17 protein-coding genes and 1 rRNA gene are annotated in these 18652 nt (G+C 38.1%); all 18 read right to left on the bottom strand.

From position 1 onward, the window contains the following. A 16S ribosomal RNA gene (locus C7437_RS14835) occupies positions 1 to 91 on the bottom strand; the annotation flags it as partial. Positions 92 to 515: 424 nt separating this feature from the next. Next, positions 516 to 2006 (bottom strand): lysine--tRNA ligase, encoded by a 1491-nt coding sequence (lysS, locus tag C7437_RS14840; protein WP_111440756.1) that lies wholly within the window; start codon positions 2004 to 2006, stop codon positions 516 to 518. Between the two features lie 240 nt (positions 2007 to 2246). Then, positions 2247 to 3272, bottom strand: coding sequence for a tRNA dihydrouridine synthase DusB (gene dusB, locus C7437_RS14845; RefSeq protein ID WP_111440758.1), 1026 nt, complete (start codon positions 3270 to 3272; stop codon positions 2247 to 2249). 2 nt (positions 3273 to 3274) lie between these two features. Beyond that, positions 3275 to 3490, bottom strand: coding sequence for a helix-turn-helix domain-containing protein (locus C7437_RS14850; RefSeq protein ID WP_111440760.1), 216 nt, complete (start codon positions 3488 to 3490; stop codon positions 3275 to 3277). Beyond that, complete coding sequence (folK, locus tag C7437_RS14855; protein WP_111440762.1) at positions 3442 to 3960, bottom strand: 2-amino-4-hydroxy-6-hydroxymethyldihydropteridine diphosphokinase; 519 nt, start codon at positions 3958 to 3960, stop codon at positions 3442 to 3444. The genes C7437_RS14850 and folK overlap by 49 nt, the downstream gene beginning before the upstream one ends. Beyond that, on the bottom strand, positions 3957 to 4322 hold the full coding sequence (gene folB / locus C7437_RS14860) for a dihydroneopterin aldolase (RefSeq protein ID WP_111440764.1): 366 nt from the start codon (positions 4320 to 4322) through the stop codon (positions 3957 to 3959). The genes folK and folB overlap by 4 nt, the downstream gene beginning before the upstream one ends. Before the next feature lie 5 nt (positions 4323 to 4327). Next, on the bottom strand, positions 4328 to 5185 hold the full coding sequence (folP, locus tag C7437_RS14865; RefSeq protein ID WP_111440766.1) for a dihydropteroate synthase: 858 nt from the start codon (positions 5183 to 5185) through the stop codon (positions 4328 to 4330). Further along, complete coding sequence (pabC, locus tag C7437_RS14870; protein ID WP_111440768.1) at positions 5182 to 6024, bottom strand: aminodeoxychorismate lyase; 843 nt, start codon at positions 6022 to 6024, stop codon at positions 5182 to 5184. Before pabC ends, folP begins: the two co-directional genes overlap by 4 nt. A 3-nt stretch (positions 6025 to 6027) precedes the next feature. Next, complete coding sequence (pabA, locus tag C7437_RS14875; protein ID WP_111440770.1) at positions 6028 to 6618, bottom strand: aminodeoxychorismate/anthranilate synthase component II; 591 nt, start codon at positions 6616 to 6618, stop codon at positions 6028 to 6030. Beyond that, entirely contained in the window at positions 6615 to 7997 is a 1383-nt protein-coding gene (locus C7437_RS14880) for an anthranilate synthase component I family protein (RefSeq protein ID WP_111440855.1), read from the bottom strand. Before C7437_RS14880 ends, pabA begins: the two co-directional genes overlap by 4 nt. A gap of 143 nt (positions 7998 to 8140) precedes the next feature. Next, a complete protein-coding gene (gene cysK / locus C7437_RS14885) occupies positions 8141 to 9064 on the bottom strand; it encodes a cysteine synthase A (protein WP_111440772.1) in 924 nt (307 codons plus the stop codon). Positions 9065 to 9374: 310 nt separating this feature from the next. Continuing rightward, positions 9375 to 10304, bottom strand: coding sequence for a peptidyl-prolyl cis-trans isomerase (locus C7437_RS14890; protein WP_111440774.1), 930 nt, complete (start codon positions 10302 to 10304; stop codon positions 9375 to 9377). After that, complete coding sequence (gene hslO, locus C7437_RS14895) at positions 10288 to 11169, bottom strand: Hsp33 family molecular chaperone HslO (protein ID WP_111440776.1); 882 nt, start codon at positions 11167 to 11169, stop codon at positions 10288 to 10290. Before hslO ends, C7437_RS14890 begins: the two co-directional genes overlap by 17 nt. After that, a complete protein-coding gene (locus tag C7437_RS14900; RefSeq protein WP_111440778.1) occupies positions 11170 to 11952 on the bottom strand; it encodes a type III pantothenate kinase in 783 nt (260 codons plus the stop codon). It lies immediately after the preceding gene. A gap of 114 nt (positions 11953 to 12066) precedes the next feature. After that, entirely contained in the window at positions 12067 to 14064 is a 1998-nt protein-coding gene (gene ftsH, locus C7437_RS14905; protein WP_111440780.1) for an ATP-dependent zinc metalloprotease FtsH, read from the bottom strand. Between the two features lie 96 nt (positions 14065 to 14160). Next, positions 14161 to 14703, bottom strand: a complete 543-nt coding sequence (gene hpt / locus C7437_RS14910) for a hypoxanthine phosphoribosyltransferase (RefSeq protein WP_111440782.1) — start codon at positions 14701 to 14703, stop codon at positions 14161 to 14163. An 18-nt stretch (positions 14704 to 14721) separates the two neighbouring features. After that, on the bottom strand, positions 14722 to 16110 hold the full coding sequence (tilS, locus tag C7437_RS14915; RefSeq protein ID WP_111440784.1) for a tRNA lysidine(34) synthetase TilS: 1389 nt from the start codon (positions 16108 to 16110) through the stop codon (positions 14722 to 14724). Positions 16111 to 16184: 74 nt separating this feature from the next. After that, positions 16185 to 18551: a SpoIIE family protein phosphatase gene (locus tag C7437_RS14920; protein ID WP_245909308.1), complete on the bottom strand. Its 2367-nt coding sequence runs from the start codon at positions 18549 to 18551 to the stop codon at positions 16185 to 16187. Between the last annotated feature and the right edge of the window lie 101 nt (positions 18552 to 18652).

Genomic DNA, 18652 nt, shown 5'->3' on the forward strand with positions numbered 1-18652 from the left:
AAGAAGCAAGCTTCTTCATCATTCGCTCGACTTGCATGTATTAGGCATGCCGCCAGCGTTCGTCCTGAGCCAGGATCAAACTCTCCATAATAGTTGAGTATAAAACTCAACAAATTAGAACTAGTTTAAAAGCTCATTTTGTTTTGCTGGCATCATCATTAAATGATGTCAAAAATGTTTTGCTATCGAGCTAACCAAAGTTAGTCAATAAGCTGTATTTCTTAACGTTTTGCATGTTCAGTTTTCAATGTTCATTTTATTGCGTCGTTTTGACGACTTTAATATCATAACAAATTTTTCATTCTTTGTCAACAACTTATTTATTTCGTTTTCGGAAATATTTAGTAATGAAAATGACAACTTGATAACTATACCACCCACGATAGCTTATGACAAGGCTTATTCTTATCTTTCCACAAAAAAAATTAAACTCTATTTCCCCACACAAGATATAGTAAAAAATAGAAGGAGAGGCACTACAAATAGTAGCACCTCCCCTTCTCTATAACAGCTTATTAATCTTTATGACGCATCGTTGGGAACAATAACACATCACGAATAGATGCAGAATTAGTTAATAACATAATTAAACGGTCAATACCTATACCAAGACCACCTGTTGGAGGCATACCGTATTCTAATGCTTCTAAGAAATCTTCATCCATTTCATGCGCTTCATCATTACCTGCTTCTTTTTCAGCTAATTGTGCTTCAAAGCGTTGACGTTGATCAATAGGGTCATTTAATTCTGTAAAAGCATTTGCATGCTCACGACGAACGATAAACAACTCGAAGCGATCTGTAAAGCGACCATCTTCTGGATTTTTCTTCGCTAGTGGAGAAACCTCTACTGGATGTCCGAAGATAAATGTTGGCTGCACTAAAGTTTCTTCTACTTTTTGTTCAAAGAACTCATTTAATACATGTCCCGCTTCCATAGTAGGTTTTATATTTACTCCATGTTCTTTCGCTAAAGCACGTGCTTCTTCTTTAGTCATTTCTTTCCAGAAGTCAGCTCCGGTAATTTCTTTTACTGCATCAGCCATATGCCAACGTCTCCAGCCCGGCGCAAGATTAATCTCGTCCTCACCATATGTAACCGTTGTTGACCCTAACACTTCTTGTGCAACATGTGCCACCAAGTTTTCCGTCAAGTTCATGATATCTTGATAATCCGCATACGCTTCATATAATTCAATCATTGTGAATTCTGGATTATGACGTGTCGAAACACCTTCATTTCTGAAAACACGACCGATTTCATATACTTTTTCTAATCCACCTACGATTAAACGTTTTAAATGTAATTCAATCGCTATACGCATATATAATTCCATATCCAAGGCATTGTGGTGCGTAATGAAAGGACGCGCTGCTGCTCCACCTGCAATCGTATGCAACATTGGTGTTTCAACTTCCAAATATCCTTGACCATCTAAATAGCGACGGATTGCTTGGATGATACGACTTCTTGTGATAAATCTATTTTTACTCTCTTCACTTGTCATTAAATCTAAATAACGTTGACGATAGCGTTGTTCTACATCTTTCAAACCATGGAATTTCTCTGGCATAGGACGTAGAGATTTAGTTAAAAACGTAAATTCTATAGCTTTAACAGATAACTCACCTACATTAGTACGAACTACATTCCCTCGTATACCAACGATATCACCTAAGTCCGCTGAATTGAATAATTCATATGCATCGTCTCCGATTGCATCCTTACGTACATAGATTTGAATTTTACCACCAAGATCTTGAATATGTGCAAATCCAGCTTTCCCTTTTCCACGTTTAGTCATGATACGACCGGCAATTACTACCTCGTGATGCGCTTCTTCTAATTGTTCTTTAGTGAACGCATCATATTCTGCAATGACTTGATCGCTTAAATGAGTACGTACAAATTTGCTACCAAAAGGATCTAATCCTTTTTCTTGTATTGCAGTCATCTTTTGTCTTCTCACCAAAAGCTGATCATTTGTTTCTTCAATATTAGACATGTTTGTCACTCCTCCAACTACTATTATCCGCAAGTTTCTATTTATTACGTTGAACTTATTGTACACAATTTCTGTGCGCTGTTCACCTATTTCCTACAATACGAAATATATTCCATTATTCTGATTACCTTTTGAAATGGAAAGAGCCGCCACCTTTTGTGACAGCCCTTTTCTTTATTCATCAAATCCACTTCTCTCAGATTTCAAGAAAACAGTGCATTTAATACTTAAGCAAAGAAATTAGACAACAATTGTATCTGCAGCATAATAATCTTTGGAAGATTCTTCCGCAAATTGGCGTAAGTAATCTTTCAATTCTTGTGCAGTTTCTGTTTGATTGATTACATTTCTTGCTCTTCCGTTTCCACGAATCCCTTTTAAATACCAAGAAGCATGTTTACGCATTTCTCTTACCGCAATGTTTTCGCCTTTTAAAGCAGTTAATCGATCAAAGTGTAATAAGCATACCTCAACTTTTTCTTGTACAGATGGTTCTGGTTTTAATTCACCAGTTTCTAAATATTCTACTGTACGGTAGATCATCCAAGGATCTCCTAGCGCTGCTCTACCTATCATTACTGCATCTACACCTGTTTCATCCAGCATACGTTTTGCATCTTGTGGAGTATTCACGTCTCCATTTCCGATGACTGGGATATTAACAGATTCCTTCACTTGACGAATTAAATCCCAGTCTGCGTGACCTTCATACATTTGTACACGTGTACGACCATGCACAGCAACAGCTGAACCGCCTGCACGTTCTATCGCTTGAGCATTTTCCACCATATATAGATGTTCATTATCCCAACCTGTACGCATTTTCACACTTACCGGTTTTTTAACATTGTCCACAACAGCCGCAACCATCTCATAAATCTTGTTTGGGTCTAGAAGCATTCTAGCTCCGGCCTCGCATTTAATGATCTTGTTAACAGGACATCCCATATTGATATCAATGATGTCTGCTGAAGTATGTTGATCTACATACTTTGCTGCTTCTACTAATGTTTCTTTTTCTCCCCCAAAAATCTGAAGAGACAGAGGGTTTTCACGTTCATCAATGTATAGCATACTCAACGTTTTTTCATTTTTTTGTACAATTCCTTTGTCACTAATCATTTCTGCATAAACTAACCCCGCTCCGAATTCTTTCACAGTTAAACGGAATGCAGAGTTACAAATACCAGCCATTGGCGCTAACACTACACGGTTGTCCATCTCGAAATTACCAATTTTAAATGGTTTCGTTGATGCGCTCGTCATTATTATTCACCTTCCTTTATTCCTTTTAATTCTTTTACTTCTATACCAAGGATTGATGCAATTTCACTTAACTGCTCCTCACTTGGCACTCGCTTACCCTGCTCTATTTGACCTAAAATAGACACAGAGATATCTAGCTCTTTTGCAAGCTCTACTTGCTTGACCCTTTTTAACTTTCGAAAAGAACGAATGCGTCTACCCCATCGAATGTTCTCCACAAATGGACGCCTTCTTTCTGAATATGAGCAAGCTTCGATAAAGACTGCTTATTTAATGGATCTACTAAATCTGAGTTTAGTTCTACTAGTGGTATGAGCACGAATCCTCTTTCCGCCATCCTTGGATGTGGGATAATGAGGTCCTTCGTGTTCACATTCTCTTCATTATACAACAAAATGTCAAGGTCTAAAGTTCTAGGTCCCCAATGAATAGTTCTCATTCGACCTAACTCTGTCTCTATTTCATTGCATTTTTTTAATAATTCATGTGGTGTCAATAAAGTCTCTAGTTCCACAACCATATTCAAAAAAGCAGCTTGATCTACATAACCAACAGGGTCCGTTTCATAAACCGAGGAAACCTGATTTACATGTATACCTTCTGTTACAGTTAACAATTGAACGGCCTGCTGTAGATAATGAAGTCTGTCTCCAATGTTTGACCCTAATGAAATATACGCCCTATTCATATAGTACCTCTCGTAATATCTACAGCCACTGATGCATAATGCCCTGCAATCGGTGGATTTGGTTTCACTAATTGAATGCGACACCCACTTACTTTGGATGCATACTCTTCTAGTATGCGTGTAGCAATTCTTTCCGCTACTGCTTCTATCAATAAATACGGCTTGCCTTCCACAATTTCTTTACACAGTTCAAAAACCTCTGCATAATTAACTGTTGCATCTAGGTCATCCGTTTCTCCTGCTTTTTTTAAATCACAAGCAAGTGTAATAGTAACTTGGAAAATTTGACCTAGTTTTGTTTCTTCCGGAAGGGCACCATGATACCCGTAAAATTGCAAATCATTTAAATGAATATAATCCATCGTGATTAAGCCTCACTTTCCTTATATACTACTTTCCCCGTTAGCACATCCATCATTGTTGTCATGCGTGCTATTTCTTTCACGTCATGTACACGCACGATATGACATCCTAGTTGCACACCATAACAAACAGTTGCACCGGTTCCCTCCATTCGTTCATTTACTGGAAGGTTCAAAACATTTCCGATTACTCGTTTACGAGATGTTGCAAGTAAAACAGGATAGCCCATATCCACTAAGTCATCCAAATGTTGCATCATTAATATATTCTGAGTGTTTGATTTAACGAAACCGATACCTGGGTCTAACCAAATGTTTGCATCTGGGACCCCAGCGGCTTTCGCAATTTGAATACTTTCAGCTAAGTCTTGTTTTGCTTCAATCCAAAAGTCATTATACTCTTCATTATCCCGGTTATGCATTAAAATAATCGGCACTCCTAGTTCAGCTGCAACCGTCGCAATCTCAGGATCCCTTTTAGCTCCCCAAATATCATTAATAACATGCGCACCAGCAATAATTGCCGCTCTTGCAACTTCCGACTTATATGTATCGATTGAAATTACTGCGTCTACTTCTGCACAGATCGCTTTTATCACAGGTACAACGCGAGCAATTTCTTCTTCATCTGTTATAAGTGTATAGCCAGGTCTAGTCGACTCTCCACCTATATCAATAATTTTTGCACCTTCAGCAACCATTTGCTTGGCTCTTTCAACAGCTGCTTCTACTTCATTGAATTTCCCACCGTCTGAAAAAGAATCTGGTGTGACATTTAAAATTCCCATCACAATCGTTTCTTTGCGGAAGTCTAATGTAACTCCACCCGCTTCAAACGGGTGTTCATTGTATTGTAAGTTCATCTATCTATCCTTTCCTCCTGTATTTGCAATACATATGCTTCATGAAGCGTCATGTATACAGGTCCTTTATTTCCTAAAAATCGTTTGTCTCCTATACTTGTAATTGGAACTATTTCTTGCACCGCATTTGTTATGAAAACTTCATCAGCATCTTCAAGCATACCCTGCGTATATAAACCTTCATGCACTGGCGTAGCAGAATTGAGGATTAACCAATCTCTCGTAATCCCCGCTAGTATTCCCGTTTGCAAAGAAGGCGTATAAATCTGTCCATCTTTCACCCAGAATACATTTGACGTAATTCCCTCGGCAACGAAACCATCCGATGTTAAAAAGATACCTTCCAGAGAAGCAAGCGACTTCACTTCAAATCTCGCTTGTACATTATTCGCATAATGATGCGATTTATGACGGATAAGGCTTTCAGGTGAGTTCCTAGTAGTTTCTAACCAAACAGCCGTTTTCTCCGTTCCTCTAGGTACAACATGTAATGCTTTACGAAATAGAATCACAGTAGGCTTATCATACTCAGTCGGTTGTAATCCAATATCATGTATACCCGCGGAAATATTTAAACGAAAATAACCATCCTCGTTATTATTCGCTTTCGTCAACTCTTTCACAGCTGAAGCAATCGTTTCTTTATCGTACGGCATCGTAATTCGAAAATCAGCAAGTGCACGGGAAAGACGACACCAGTGCTCATCCCATAAAAATAATTGCCCCTCATACGTGCGAAAAGTTTCAAAAAAACCAAGGCCATACAAAAAACCGTGATCGTATGCAGAGACAGTTAAATCTTTCCCTTTATATAATTTACCATCTTTCCAAGCATCCATTACTTATGAAGCTCCTTTTCCTAAAGAGCTATGAACTCCGATGAAATTTTCAATCAGCTTTTTACCCTGTTCTGTCATAATCGATTCAGGATGGTATTGAACACCTTCTACTGCATACTCTTTATGGCGTAGCCCCATAATTTCTCCCTCTTCCGTCCAAGAAGTGACTTCTAAGCAGTCCGGCAATGATTCTTTTTCTACAAGCAACGAGTGATACCTCGTCGCTCGGAATGGATTAGGCATATTCGCGTTCACCCCTTTGCCATCATGAAAAACTGGAGATGTCTTCCCGTGCATCAGTCTTTCTGCACGAATAACTTTCCCTCCAAATGCTTGTCCAATCGATTGATGCCCCAAACAAACTCCAAGTATCGGAGTTTTTCCTGCAAAATACGAAATAACAGCTAAGCTAATTCCCGCTTCATTTGGCGTACATGGACCAGGAGATACAACAATTATTTGAGGAGCAAGTTGTTCAATTTCCGCTACGGTAAACGCGTCATTTCGAACCACTTTTACCTCCACTCCAAGTTCTCCTATATATTGAACAAGATTATAAGCAAAAGAGTCATAGTTATCAATCATTAAGATCATTGACTTCTTCCTCCTTCCGCCATTGCTTTCGCTTGCCATAATGCTTTTCCTTTGTTTAACGACTCCACATACTCCGCGCTTGGGATTGAATCAATAACAATTCCTGCTCCTGCTTGAATATGTGCCATTCCATCTTGTATAAATGCAGTGCGGATGACAATATTTAGTTCTAAGTCACCTGAAAAGCCAAGCCATCCAATAGATCCGGTATACAAGCCACGGCGAACAGGCTCTAGCTCTTCAATAATTTGCATCGTGCGAATCTTAGGTGCACCTGTAATCGTTCCACCAGGGAACATTGCTTGAACAATTTGCGCGTTCGTTGTTCCAAGGCGAAGTGTTCCTTTCACGTTCGATACAATGTGCATGACATGAGAGTAACGCTCAATAACCATAAATTCATCCACTTCGACTGTTCCATAAGCGGACACACGCCCTAAGTCATTTCGCTCTAAGTCCACCAGCATGACATGCTCTGCACGTTCTTTTTCATTTTCGATAAGTTCATTTGCTAATAATAGATCTTCTGCATCACTTTTTCCACGTGGTCTCGTTCCCGCAATCGGTCTAGTAGACAACTCTGTACCTTTTTTCTTCACTAAAAGCTCCGGAGATCCAGAAACAACAGCAAATTCTGGAGAATGAATAAAAGCCATATAAGGAGACGGATTAAATGCTCGTAATGCTTCATACATATCTATTGGCTTTACATGTAGAGTTTTTGACTGACGCACAGATAGATTTACTTGGAATACATCGCCTTGCTCAATATAATTTTGTATACGCAAAACAGCATCTTCAAATTCATCCGAACTAACAGATACATATAATTTTTCTTGGTCTTCTACAACTTCCATTGCTACACCAGATTGCATTAGGCGACTACTAAGTCCCATCTCAGCTGCTTCTTTAAACTGCTCCTCTAATACTTCCAAATCTACTTCACTCATAGACAGTTTCATAAGCGTAACTATTTCTGTTTCCACATCGAACACAAACCAGAAATCAAATACATAAAAATAAAGATCTGGGATATGTAAATCATCTGCCGCTAAATTTGGAAAAACCTCTATTTTACGAGCATAATCATAGCTAATAAACCCAACTGCTCCACCTTGGAAATCTGGTAAGTCGGTTTGAAAAGGAAGATGATAGTCCGCCACCAATTTTTCTAATTCACCAAGCGCTTCTCCATGTCGTGTTTCTTCCTCGCCATTTCTCCACATAATATGTAAACCCGCTTCTACCGACCGTGTTATTGCTAATGGATTCCAAGCAGCTACAGATAGATGCCCACCTCTTCCACTTTCTAAAAACAAATGATGCTGCTCAGTCTCTGTTATTTCTTTATATGCATAAAAAAACGCCTCTTTTGACATATTCCATGTCCGCGTTTGAAGTTGTAAAGTCACTTTTGTAAATCCCCTTATAAAATGTTTTCCTTCATCTTAACTTGAAACACCATCTTTTAGCCACTAAAAAAAGAGGAAGCATAATCGCTCCCTCTCTACTCTAATTTTACTTAGTCTTCGAATTGATATAAAGGAGTACTTAAATAACGTTCTCCGTTTGAAGGAACAATCGCAAGTACTTTTTTGCCTTTTCCAAGTTCTTTTGCAAGTTGTAGTGCCGCATAGATTGCTGCTCCCGTTGAAACTCCACCAAGAATACCTTCTAATTTTGCCACTTCACGTGCAGTTGCATAAGAATCATCATTTGATACTTGAATAATAGAATCATAAATTTCTGTATCCAATACTCCAGGAACGAATCCAGCACCAATTCCTTGAATTTTATGTGGTCCTGGTTTACCTCCAGATAGAACAGGTGAATCTTTAGGTTCTACTGCAGCAATATGAATTCCTGGGAAGTTTTCCTTCAATACGCTACCAGCTCCAGTAATTGTTCCACCAGTTCCAATTCCAGCTACAAATCCGTGTAATTCATCAAATGCATCTACGATTTCAGGTCCAGTTGTTAAACGATGAACTTCTGGGTTAGCTAAATTTTCAAATTGTTGTGGAACAAACCAACCATTTTCTTTTGAAAGCTCTTCCGCTTTAGCAATAGCGCCCTTCATTCCATCTGCACCAGGTGTTAACACTAAATCAGCACCGTATGCACGAAGTAAGTTTCTGCGTTCTAAACTCATCGTATCTGGCATTACTAGTACCGCCTTGTATCCTTTAGCAGCAGCAATCATTGCAAGACCGATACCAGTGTTACCACTTGTTGGTTCGATAATTGTGCTATCCGCGTTTAGCTTACCTTCTTTTTCTGCCGTTTCAATCATTGCAAGTGCAATGCGGTCTTTTACACTACTACCTGGGTTGAAATATTCTAATTTCACATAAACTTCTGCATCCTCAGGGTTTGATACTCTGTTTAATTTTACTACCGGTGTATTTCCTATTAACTCTAAAATTGATTGCGCCAACTTAGCCATTAATTCCACTCCCAATCCCTACTTAATCTATAGGTTTTATTTATCTTAATAATACCAATCTTAGTGAATAAAAGTCAATAAAATTAAACCAAAAATCTGAAAATTTTTCTAATAAGAAAAGCGGAAGCGCCTATCTCTGCCCCGACAGGCAAATGGGGAATCGCGAGGAGGCAGCTCCTCAGCCACCACACAAGGTTTTCTGCGACGAGCTTCGCGCAGGAGCACAGGCGCTGGAGCTAGACAGATTACGCATAAATTCTATATACTTTCTTATCTTTTAACAAAAAATCATACTTATCAGAGTACGCTTCTATTTTTCACTATAGAACCATTCCGCATCAAATTCATCCCAAAACGCTTCTTGTGTAACCGATTGAGGTAACTGATCTAGCGCTAATTCTCTATGAATATGATCTTCTACATCTGAATAAGAGAATGATTGACCTTTAAATACGGTATCAACTTGAACGACTGCAAATCGACCATCTTTTAAAGTTAAGACGTCACTCCATTTACCAGGTTTTAAACTAGGCAAAGCGGAGGTAATGGCGGGATCTACGGAGTCCGTTCCTTCTGACACATAGCCGATGTCTCCACCTAAACTCGCGGAACTAGCATCTACGGAGCGTTCTCTAGCAAGTCCTTCGAAAGAAGAGCCATTATTAAGTTCGTTTACAACTTCCTTCGCTTCACCAGCATTTTTCAAATAAATAACGTTCGTCCGATAAGACGTTGGAATATTATATAGGTTTTTATTGTTATCATAGTATGACTTAGTCGCATCTTCTTCTATTACGATATCTTTTGCTAATACTTTTTCAAGAATTAAGCGAGAACGAATCTTCTGACGTATCACTTCCTCATCAGACGATTGAAATGATGTATCCGATCCATCTTGCGTTGAACGAACAAGAGCAAGTTCCAAATCAATTTCTTGATCCGATACCTTAATATCATACTTTTTAGCCGCAACTTCCATCACTTGTGCGTTGACCATTTCAAGAAGTACTTCTTTCCCATACATCGACTCCATTTGAGCCATCCACTGCTCTTTTAAAATAGCTTCCCCATCAACCGAAGCTACTTCTTCTGTCGTGTTTGCAGTCTGATCGTTTGGTATTAACCAAGCGATCAGCCACAGTACATTACCTAACAAAAGAACTCCAAGCATGAGTAGTACTGGTTTTGTTTTTAAACGCCGCTTTTGTTGATCACTTACATTATCACGCGTTGATTTCATCAATAAACGACTCCAATTCATCAACTGAATAATTGTATTTCTCCATACAAAAATGGCAATGTGCTTCCGCTCCTCCATCCTCTTCAATCATTTCACGAATCTCTTGTTCACCTAGGCTAATAATTGCACTACCGAATCGATCTTTCGAACAAGTACATTCAAATGAAACTGGAGTTGAGTCTAAAATTTTCACATTCTCTTTGCCTAAAATTTCATATAGTAATTCTTCTGGAGTTAATCCTTTTTCAATCATTTTGGAAACCGGTTCCATTTTACTTAAATGCTCTTCAATTATAGTAATCGTTTCGTCATCTGCTCCTGGCATTAGTTGGATAGTAAATCCACCTGATGCTAAAATAGTATTATCAGGATTTACTAAAACTCCAAGGCCTACAGATGATGGAACTTGTTCTGATACAGCAAAATAGTAAGTGAAGTCTTCTGCAATTTCACCTGAAACAATTGGTACTTGTCCTGTAAAGAAATCTCGCATTCCAAGGTCCTTTACAATCGTAAGCGTCCCCTCCGTACCTACTGCACGCTTGACATCTAATTTTCCTACTTCATTTAAATCGAAATGTGTTTGAGGATTCGTTACATACCCACGAACCTCTCCTTTTGCATTACTATCAATAATCATTGGACCGATTGGACCATTTCCTTCGATCTTCACAGTAATTTTGTCTTCCCCTTTTAACATTGCACCCATCATTACAGCTGCACTCATCGATCTACCTAACGCGGCTGAAGCAGTCGGCCATGTTTCGTGACGACGTTGCGCTTCTCCTACTGTATCAGTCGTTCGAACTGCAAATGCACGAACATTTCCTTCGAAAGCTAACGCTCTTACTAAATAATCACTCATTTATCTATTACCTCTTTCATCTAAGTTTCTTTGATAAATTAAATATAATCCTTTTAACGTTAATAACGGATCAATTATATCCATTACAGTCGTCTCAGCTCCGATTAAAGAAGCTACTCCACCAGTTGCAATGACCTGCGGGTTTTGTTTAGATAATTTTTTCATTCGGCTAACAAGACCTTCTACTTGTCCAACAAAACCGTAAATAATTCCAGATTGCATAGCAGACACTGTATTTTTCCCAATGACATGGTCTGGTCGAGTTAGTTCAATTCTAGGGAGTTTACTAGCACGTGTAAAAAGCGCTTCCATCGAAATACCAACGCCTGGTGCAATAGCGCCCCCCATATAATCCCCTTTTTCATTCACAAAGCAATAGGTTGTAGCAGTTCCAAAATCTACAATAATGAGTGGTGTCCCATATTCATGAATAGCTGCTACTGCATTTACGATCCGGTCAGCACCCACTTCACGTGGGTTTTCATACTTAATATTTAAACCTGTTTTAACACCTGGACCTACTATTATTGGTTTAATATCGAAATATTTTTTGCACATTGCCTCTAATGAAAACATTATTGGCGGTACGACAGATGAAATAATAATACCTTCTATTTGTTCAAATGTAATATTAGCATGTGCAAAAAAAGCCTTTACTTGCATGCCATATTCATCCTCTGTTTTCAAACGGTCTGTTTCCATCCGCCAATGATGAATAAGCATATCTTTATCGTATACACCTAAAACAATATTGGTATTGCCTGCATCTAGTACCAGTATCATTTAGCTTTTCCCCACTTCTCATTGGTTTTCCAAAATATCATACCATATATATAGACAAAGAAAAAAGCTGATTGCCTCGTACAAACACGAGGAGCAATCAGCTTTCATATTCTATTAATCTCTTCGTTCTTCTTTAATCGAATCTTTTGGTTCTATAGCAGGATCTACTTCTTTTGGCAATTCGCCTATAGAAGGATCTGCCGGTGCACCTACTGCATCTGATACAGTTTCATTCTTTTCTAAATTTACCGCTGTGTCTGCTAAATCATATATACGGTCCGGAAGTGTCCCGTGTTCTTTTAAATGCATGATTTGTGCAGCATCAAGTGTTTCAACATCTAATAACGTCGTAGCTATCAATGTTAGCAAATCACGTTTTTCCGTTAAAATTTGTTTTGTACGTTCATATTGTTCTTTAATCATTGTTTGCATTTCTTTATCAATTTCATAAGCAATGGCATCAGAATAGTTTTGCTCTGAATTAAAGTCACGACCCAAGAAGACATTTCCTCCTTGCGCTTGACCGAATTGCATTGGACCAAGTTTGTCACTCATACCATATTCCGTCACCATTTTTCTGGCAATGCCAGTAGCGCGTTGGAAGTCATTATGAGCTCCAGTTGAAACTTCACCAAAGATGATATCTTCTGCAACACGTCCACCAAGTAATCCAGAAATTTTATCTAGTAACTCTGGTTTTGTCATGAAGTAACGATCTTCTTTAGGAAGCATTACTGCATATCCACCCGCTTGACCACGTGGTACGATCGTCACTTTGTGCACGATTTCTGCATCATCAAGTGTCAATCCAACAACGACATGCCCTGCTTCATGGAATGCAACGATATTACGCTCTTTTTTAGATATGACTTTACCTGTTTTCGCAGGACCTGCAATTACGCGGTCTGTTGCTTCATCAATATCACTCATATCTACTTTTTTCTTACTACGTCTAGCAGCTACAAGAGCAGCTTCGTTTAGTAAGTTTTCTAAATCCGCCCCAGAGAATCCTGGTGTACGTTGTGCAACAGCTTTTAAGTCCACTGACTCGTCTAATGGTTTATTACGAGCATGTACTTTAAGTACTTCTTCACGTCCTTTAACATCTGGACGACCCACTGTAATTTGACGGTCAAAACGACCTGGACGAAGAAGTGCAGGGTCTAATACATCTGGTCTGTTCGTTGCAGCAATGATAATAATACCTTCGTTTGCGCCGAAACCATCCATTTCAACTAGTAATTGGTTTAATGTTTGCTCACGTTCATCGTGCCCACCACCAAGACCAGCTCCACGTTGACGACCTACAGCATCGATTTCATCGATGAAAATAATACAAGGTGCATTCTTTTTCGCATTTTCAAACAAATCACGAACACGAGATGCCCCAACTCCAACGAACATTTCAACGAAATCTGATCCGCTTATAGAGAAGAATGGTACACCAGATTCTCCTGCAACAGCACGAGCAAGTAATGTTTTACCAGTACCTGGAGGACCTACTAACAAGATCCCTTTCGGAATACGAGCTCCAATTTCCTCAAATTTACGTGGATCTTTTAAGAAATCTACTACTTCTACTAGTTCAGCTTTTTCTTCATCTGCACCAGCAACATCGTTAAATCTCACTTTTTTCTTTTCTGTATCATACAGTTTTGCTTTACTCTTACCGAAATTCATCACGCGGTTACCACCGCCTTGTGATTGGCTCAATAAGAAGAAGAATAAAATAATGATAATTAAGAACGGTAATAAGCCTGTGAAAAATTGTACCCAGCCACTTGTTTTAGAAGTTTCAACCACTTCTACATCAACTGAGTTCGCTTTTGCAATTGCATAAATTTCCGACTGCATTTCATCACTATTGTAAGGAAGTTTAGTTAAAAACTTTTCCCCTTCTTCATAGCCTTTCATTTCACCTTCAACAAAATAAACGCCTTGTTCAGGTTGCATTGAAAAACTTGTTACTTCCCCTTTACTAAGAGAAGTCATAAATTCGTCATAACGAATATTTTTTGTTGGTTGATTGCTCGTATTAAACGTCGCAAATATTCCAACAATCACAAAAAATATTAATAGGTATAATATGGCGTATCGCAGTGCTCTATTCATTCCTAGCCTCCTCACAAGGTAACAGAAAAACTAATGATAATCTTATCATACGAATATTTTGACGTACAATGAAAAGCCTTTTAGTTTAGTAATAAATTAAAAAGAATAAATTTCTTTCTTCAATACACCTACATATGGTAAGTTACGATATTTTTCCGCGTAATCTAAACCATATCCAACCACAAATGCATCCGGTACTTCAAAACCAACGTAATCTGCATGTAGATCAACTTTTCTACCAGTTGGTTTATCTAACAACGTAACAATTTTAATCGATTTCGCTTTACGATACTTAAACAAATCTACCAAATAACTTAAAGTCATACCGCTATCAATGATATCTTCAATAATTAAAATATCTCGGCCTTCAACACTTGTGTTTAAATCTTTCACAATTTTCACTTCTCCTGAAGAGACCGTTGCATTTCCATAACTTGATACATCCATATAATCCATTTCGATGTATGTATCAACACGTTTCATCAAATCAGACATAAAAGGCATAGCACCTTTCAAAATACCAATGGCTAACGGAAACTTGTCTGCATAATCAGCAGTAAGAATCGCTCCCAATTCTTTTGTCTTTTCTTCGATTATTTCTTCAGTTAGTAAAATTTCTAGTATATCCTTTTCTAACATGTTAAGCCCTCCTAGTAATTAATCCCGTTTAATATACAAAATATAGTTTTGTGAACAATAATCTTTTGAAAATCGTTCTTCATACCGAAGTCCTATTACCGCTATTATACCATTGTTACCATCGACAAGAAGAGGCCAAACATCTCTTTCATTTGAAGAAATTTTTTCATCTATAAACACTCTAGAAATTTTCTTTGGAGAATCCATCCCCTTCACTCGGATGCGATCCCCGTCAGCTTTTTGACGCACAGAAAGTGGTAAATTACCATCATCTAGTTGGACAAACCATCTTTCACCTTCAATAGCTTCAGTTAAATCTCTTGTTAAATAAATGGAAAAACCTGCTCCGATTTCTTGCCAGCAGTTCTCTTGTATCATAACGCGACCTGTGAGCTCAGGTATTTGGTAATGAGAAGTAAACTGGACTCTATTATAATGACGAATGAGAAAATAAGCATTTGGTAAATGGATTAGTATATTCCCACTTTGCTCATTACACGCAGAAAGAATGGATTCTATCATCCGTTCGCTTAGTCGCACGTCAGAATCATTGTATAGATACTTTAATACTAGTAGAACAACTCTTCTTTGTAAAGCAATGGGAACTGTAGAAAATTGCACCGTTTCAATAAAAATAGTTCCGCTAGGATCAACTGTCACGAGCTGTTCAAATTTTATTTTTGCCAATTCTTGTAACAGGTCTTCATCTTGTTGTTGTTTTTCAACAAATGTTTGAATCGTTTCACTTACTCTAGGGTTTTCCTCTAAAAACAACGGCACAATTTTATGTCTAAAACGATTTCTTGTGTATGTATTTTTATCGTTGCTAGGATCATGTCTAAAGTGCTGATTTAGAGAATTAATATAATCGAAAATCTCAACTTTGGTTATAGCTAATAAAGGTCGAATAATCTGGCCAATAGAAAAAGGCCGACTTTTTGGAATACCAGTAAGCGAAGAAGAAATAGATCCTCTTACTAATGACATAATAACGGATTCTATTTGGTCATCTGCATGATGCCCCACTACGAGCTTATCGTATTTATACTGTTCCATTGTATTTGCAAAAAATGTATACCGTTCTTCTCGACAAATTACTTGGACATTACCATTTTCCGCTGCAACTCTACTCGGTACTTCTAATGTCGCAGCGTGAAAAGGCAGATCCAATCTATTCGCTAATTGTTCCACAAATCGCATATCCTCTGCAGATTCTTCTCCTCGTAACTGATGATCGGTATGTACAATACCTATCTCCACTCCATACTGTTCTTTCATATCGTTTAGTATGAGCACTAGTGCAACGGAATCTGCCCCCCCAGAACAAGCAATTAAAAGCCGCTCTCCTCCTTCAATCAAATTATTCTTATCTATATAATTTTTTACTTTACGAACAATCGGTAGCATCTTCTCACCTATTTCTTTCTAGTACACTGTCTAGCGTAAGCATCGGGTCAGAGATAGGCGCTTACGCATTTCTATTATTGTACCATTTTTTCTTCATTTTTAGCTGTTTGGCGGGGTGAAAAGATCGACCAGTTCGGAATAATGTGACTCACTTTCATGAAAATAACTGTACGATCATCTCCTGGCAATGAATATTTCTCTTCCAGCAGCTTCACGAAACGCTCTGCATTCATAGATGGATTTTGTAATATTTCCCGATAATACAATTCTTGTTTTTCAATTGAAACGTCAGATGAAAATACACCATCCGACAGCATCAATATACTGTCGCCATCTTTAATATCGATTTTTCTTGCCTCAATAGAAAAAGTAGGCAAAAATCCAAAAGGTACATGCTGACTTTCAATCTTGCGCATATCGTTCCCTCTGATTAAATACGTAGACATGCTACCTGCTTTCCATGACCAAAGTTCACCTTTTTGCATATCAATCAACGCCAAATCTACCGTTGCATAGCTATCAGTATCATCTTGTAAACTCATCATATAGTGAAGTGTGTGCATCGTAGTTTCTGGATCCATCTTTTTATTTAAACACTCTCGCATAAACTGCATCACTCTTCTACTTTCCCTATGTGCTTCTACGTTATTTCCCATACCATCTGATAATATAACTGCCATTAAACCGGGGTGTAAAGGAAATACTGCGTATGCGTCTCCTGAATAAATAGTATTCCTAATTGATGAAGTATAGACATCATGTGATACATGAAAACGTACGGAAGACTTACATGTCATTTGGATATGCTCATAAGGATGATGCATTTCTTTCATCGAAGTTATTTCAAAAGGCTCTTTCCATAAATCATAAAGAATTGGCAATATTAATCGTTCTCCAACCATTTTCACCTTAGACTCTATCGGCAAACAACAAACTACTTCCATTTTACCCACTGCCACTTCTAGAACATCAACTTGGAAAAATGGGATTGAACACTGTGCGAATTTTTGTTTCACTTCCTCTTCATGTGATGTATATAGTGTAATATTTTCTTCCAGTTCACTTATTATATTGCTCATATGATTGCCCATATCACGAAGTTTAAATGCCAACATCTTTTTACCGTGTTGAAGTTGATTGTTTAACTGGCCTTTCGCCTCCCTTTCTGTAAGTTCTTTTACTATTTGTACTGGTTTTAAACATTTATATTGAATATTCTTTTCTATTATGGTTCTCGATTTACTTGGCTGCGATTGCCATTGTTCAATAAGCGAAGGGATGCCATTCGACCTTTCTCCCCAGCATCTATCAAATTGATAACAAGACTGGCAAATAGAGAATGGGACATGTTGTTCTTTCTCCACACTAACTTTAGGTTCAAAACGTTCTGATATAAACCGTGTGATGAAATCAACAAAATGGTGAAATTCCTGTAACTGATGATTCACTTTCTCCGTCATCCACTTTTGCCTTCTTAGTAAAAGTTTAGACGTGTCGGGAAAGAGTTGCTCTTTTGAATACTTAATCCAACTGGATGGTATTACAAAGAAGACTAGCGACGCAGCAACCAATGAGCCGATATATACTGAATCTAAAGGTAAGGTACTATCGTATAAGATAAAGAAAAAGGTTGCTCCTAGCATACTAAAAGCTTGCCACAAACGTCCAAATGGTTTATGAAGCCCTGCCAAGAAACCTGTTACTGCATAAACTGCAATCATTCCACTAAACGAGAGCTTAGAAATACTTAAAATGGTACCAGAAAGGACTGCCACTACAGTTGCTAACTGAACCCCTCCTACTGCCGCAGAAAACGCTATGACTAATTGTACAAGCATTAATGGGATAGATACATAACCAAAGATAAAAGAGCTCATGCCTGTTAAAACCAAAGCACCAACTAACAAACCAGCGCCTAATCTTTCCATCGTCCACTGTTTATGGATAAGTTCTGGTAATGGAGGAAACAGCTGAAAAAGGAAAATTGTCATGAATAAACTTAAAATACCTTCATATGCAATTGCCATCCACACAAATCCAGGGATTTCTCCTCCGTATGAGATTAGTTGCCATATGATTTGAATACAAATAACATCTAGAAAAACAAATAAAGAAATTGGGATCTTTCTAAATATTTTCTTTCCATGTAGCGGAAAAAAAATTGCTTGTATTGCATGAATGACCACTTGTCCAAACCCTAACGTAATACTACCCAGAAAAGCTCCGCCCAGGGTCCAAAGTAAAAAGCGGGGAAACCTAATTGACACAAGCGCCAAGATTGGTAGAAAAAATGGAACTGAAGCTTCGAATAATACGACTTGCGCCAAGAAAAATGCAAGTATGAAAAAAGTTAAAGCACACAAAATCGATACTTTTCTTAGTTGTATATACTGTAAAACCCTCCTCCACCCTACGCCCTTTTGTCTATCCTGCTCATACACTGTCTTCAAATGTATTCCCCCCTATTCTGCTATTGAAGAAAGTATACCTACGGCACCATCAAAAAGTCTGTCTTATTCTGACAATGAGCTAAAAAAAGTTT

It is taken from the genome of Psychrobacillus insolitus (genome assembly GCF_003254155.1).
GTDB lineage: Bacteria > Bacillota > Bacilli > Bacillales_A > Planococcaceae > Psychrobacillus > Psychrobacillus insolitus.

Bases quoted from the DNA above. Each gene is read 5' to 3' on its own strand.
- folP (WP_111440766.1), bottom strand. From the start codon at position 5,185: ATGAACTTACAATACAATGAACACCCGTTTGAAGCGGGTGGAGTTACA.
- folB (WP_111440764.1), bottom strand. From the start codon at position 4,322: ATGGATTATATTCATTTAAATGATTTGCAATTTTACGGGTATCATGGT.
- pabA (WP_111440770.1), bottom strand. From the start codon at position 6,618: ATGATCTTAATGATTGATAACTATGACTCTTTTGCTTATAATCTTGTT.
- C7437_RS14890 (WP_111440774.1), bottom strand. From the start codon at position 10,304: ATGAAATCAACGCGTGATAATGTAAGTGATCAACAAAAGCGGCGTTTA.
- pabC (WP_111440768.1), bottom strand. From the start codon at position 6,024: ATGGATGCTTGGAAAGATGGTAAATTATATAAAGGGAAAGATTTAACT.
- ftsH (WP_111440780.1), bottom strand. From the start codon at position 14,064: ATGAATAGAGCACTGCGATACGCCATATTATACCTATTAATATTTTTT.
- cysK (WP_111440772.1), bottom strand. From the start codon at position 9,064: ATGGCTAAGTTGGCGCAATCAATTTTAGAGTTAATAGGAAATACACCG.
- tilS (WP_111440784.1), bottom strand. From the start codon at position 16,110: ATGCTACCGATTGTTCGTAAAGTAAAAAATTATATAGATAAGAATAAT.
- folK (WP_111440762.1), bottom strand. From the start codon at position 3,960: ATGAATAGGGCGTATATTTCATTAGGGTCAAACATTGGAGACAGACTT.
- C7437_RS14880 (WP_111440855.1), bottom strand. From the start codon at position 7,997: ATGTCAAAAGAGGCGTTTTTTTATGCATATAAAGAAATAACAGAGACT.
- lysS (WP_111440756.1), bottom strand. From the start codon at position 2,006: ATGTCTAATATTGAAGAAACAAATGATCAGCTTTTGGTGAGAAGACAA.
- hpt (WP_111440782.1), bottom strand. From the start codon at position 14,703: ATGTTAGAAAAGGATATACTAGAAATTTTACTAACTGAAGAAATAATC.
- dusB (WP_111440758.1), bottom strand. From the start codon at position 3,272: ATGACGAGCGCATCAACGAAACCATTTAAAATTGGTAATTTCGAGATG.
- C7437_RS14900 (WP_111440778.1), bottom strand. From the start codon at position 11,952: ATGATACTGGTACTAGATGCAGGCAATACCAATATTGTTTTAGGTGTA.
- hslO (WP_111440776.1), bottom strand. From the start codon at position 11,169: ATGAGTGATTATTTAGTAAGAGCGTTAGCTTTCGAAGGAAATGTTCGT.